Here is a 2,873-nt window from a genome sequence, read left to right on the forward strand (position 1 = left end):
CGTCGGCGGTCACCATGCGCCGCAATTGACTGTCGCGTTGCACGCCCAGGCTCACCTCAAAATGAAACGTGGAGCCTTGGCCGGGTTCGCTCTCTACCCAAATGTTCCCGCCCATCAGTTCAATCAGATGCCGGGAGATGGCCAGGCCCAACCCGGTGCCACCGTATTTACGGGTGGTGGAGCTATCGGCCTGGCTGAACGGCTGAAACAGACGCGAGCATTGTTCGCTGCTCATGCCGATCCCGCTGTCACGCACCCAGAAATGCAGCTGCGCCTGCTCTCCTGCTGCGCCCCGCTGCTCTACACCGAGCACGATCTCACCTTGCTCGGTGAACTTCGTCGCATTGTTGCCCAGGTTGATCAGCACCTGCCCCAGACGCAACGGATCGCCGATCAACGCGGTCGGCAGTTGTGCAGCAATGCTGAACAGCAACTCCAGCCCTTTGTCCTCGGCTTTCAGGCCAATCATGTTGGCAAAGCCGTCGAGCACGTCCTCAAGGTGGAAGGGAATGTTCTCGAGGTGCATTTTGCCGGCCTCGATTCTGGAGAAGTCGAGGATGTCGTTGATGATCACCAACAAGTACTCCGCCGAACGATGGACCTTCTCGATGTAGTTGCGCTGGCGGTGGTCGAGCTCGGTGCGCAAGGCCAGGTGGCTCATGCCAATGATGGCGTTCATTGGCGTGCGGATCTCGTGACTCATCGTGGCCAAAAAGTTGCTCTTGGCCCGAGTGGCCTCTTCTGCGGCTTCGCGTGCGCGCTGCACCTCGGCCTCGGCGGTCTTGCGCTCGGTGATGTCAAAGTACCAATTGGCCCACATGTCCCGCTCCCCCAGCGTCATCGTGACTGCCGAAACCAGGACATCGAAGCGTTCGCCTCCAGCGCGCTGCAGACGGGCCTCGAAGTTCAGCACCGGACCTTGYGACGCCGCGGCGAGAAAGCGCTCATGTGCCTGCGGATCGACCCAGAACTGCGCCGAATCCGTACCTTCGAGTTCAGCGAGACGGGTGCCGAACAAACTGTCGAACTGTGGATTGCAGTAGGTAGGACGGCCATCGACGTCTCTTATCACCATGGCCACCGGGCTGCTGTCGAGTACGGCGCGCAGCTGTGCCTCATTGGCCTTGAGCGCCTGCGCCTGCTCCTCCAGTTTCAGCGCCTGTTCCGCCACTTCATTGGCCTGGCGACGGGTTTCTGCCAATAGAGTCTTGACCGCCTCATTGCGTTCCATGATCGCCATGGCGGCGGCCAGGCGTGGGGTGGCTTCAAGCAACAGCTGCAATTCACGCTCGCCTGACGGTTCCAGTCCCGCCAGCTCAAGAACGCCCAGCAGCCGCTCGCCATGCACGATGGGTTGCAACAGCAGGCAACTGGCGGGAATCTCCCCAAGCGGTGAGTGCAAACGCCAATAATGCTCCGGTAATCCCTGAAACTGGCGTGGCTGGCGATCCACCGCGCACTGCCCCAACAGGCCATCGCCGAACAGGACTTGCGCCTCGGGTGGCCGCTCGGGATCGGTGGCATAGCGGCCCATCAGCAGCAGCTTGCCGAGGTCCTCGTGTGCGCTGTAAAGCACCCCTTGGCAGATTCCGTGCAGGCTTGCCATGTGTTGCAGGAACACCTGCGCCAGTTCGGCTGGCGTTTCTGCCTGTTGCAGATCGACCTGCAATTGGGACGTATGCGCCTTGATCCAGCGCTGACGCTCCAACTGTTGGGACTCGGTCTGCAGTTTGGCGATGGCGCGCGCCAGATCACCCGTTTCGTTGTTCAGGTCGGTGTGGGGAATCGGCTGATCGAGCTGGCCGGCGGCCAACTGGTCCACCGCAGCCCGCACCCGGTTCAGCGGATTGCGGATCGATTGACTGACCAGCCAGGACAGCAGCAGCGCCAGCGACAAGCCACCGACCAACAGGACGTAGGTCAGCTTGGTGCTGCGTTCGGCAAAGTCGGCAATTTCCTTGGCTGTATCGCGAATCGAAGCTTCCTTGATCTGGGCGATCGCATACAAAAGGGTGTCGGCCTGCTTGGCAAGTTGCTGGAACTCACTGCTATTGAGTAGCGCCAACGCCTGATTCTGCCGGCCCTCATCGATCAATAGAAAAGCCTGTTCGCTTTGACCCTGTAACTGCTGCAGCAGCAGGTCGAACTCGGCGAGGCGCGCCAGATTCYCGGCGCGTCTGAGGGTCACTTTGCCGTTGGCCAGCGCCACCTGCAGACGATCCCGGGAATCGCTCAGCTGCTGCAGGGATTCAACACGGATTTGCGCGCTGTCGGTGCCTACCGCACGCTGCAACGCTTGCATCATATGAGGCAGTTGCACCCGTGCTTCTTGCAGGTGCTCCATGCCCACCAGTTCCTGGAGATAGAGGTTTTGCATGTCCTGCTTTATCGATTGCTGGGTGCGCAGGCTTTGCACGCCGAGCACCAGTACCAACAGCAGCAGCGCCGCGAACCCCAGAATCAGTTTGTGCATAAGCGCGAGGCGCTCAAGCAGCGTGCGCAATCCAGCCATGGTCTAACCTCGTGAACCTGATAAATACACTGACAAAGGGGGCCCGTAATTCCGGGCTCACGAAGTCTGGCCGCTTCGTTCCAGGGCCGCCAGCTTGCCGGCCATGTCGTGATCGGTATCGGCGAAACGCGCGGCAATGGCCTGAAACTGTTCAACGCAGACCAGGAAGGCATCGCAGATGTCAGGGTCGAAGTGCGTGCCTCGCCCCTGACGAATAATCTCGACGGCTTGGGAGTGGGGCATCCCCAGTTTATAGACCCGACGGCTGATCAACGCGTCATAGACATCAGCCACCGCCATCAACCGGGCGCTGATGGGGATATCATCAGCAGCCAGCCCCTGCGGATACCCGCTGCCGTCC

2 protein-coding genes are annotated in these 2,873 nt (G+C 60.6%); both read right to left on the reverse strand.

The window, feature by feature from the left end; genetic code table 11:
• Positions 1 to 2,512 (reverse strand): ATP-binding protein (locus tag AC1DRJ_RS23460; RefSeq protein ID WP_477804250.1); only part of this gene is annotated, 2,512 nt, incomplete at its 3' end.
• 57 nt (positions 2,513 to 2,569) lie between these two features.
• Positions 2,570 to 2,873 (reverse strand): HD-GYP domain-containing protein (locus AC1DRJ_RS23465; RefSeq protein ID WP_477804251.1); only part of this gene is annotated, 304 nt, incomplete at its 5' end.

This window comes from Pseudomonas sp. P5_B2 (assembly GCF_056400445.1).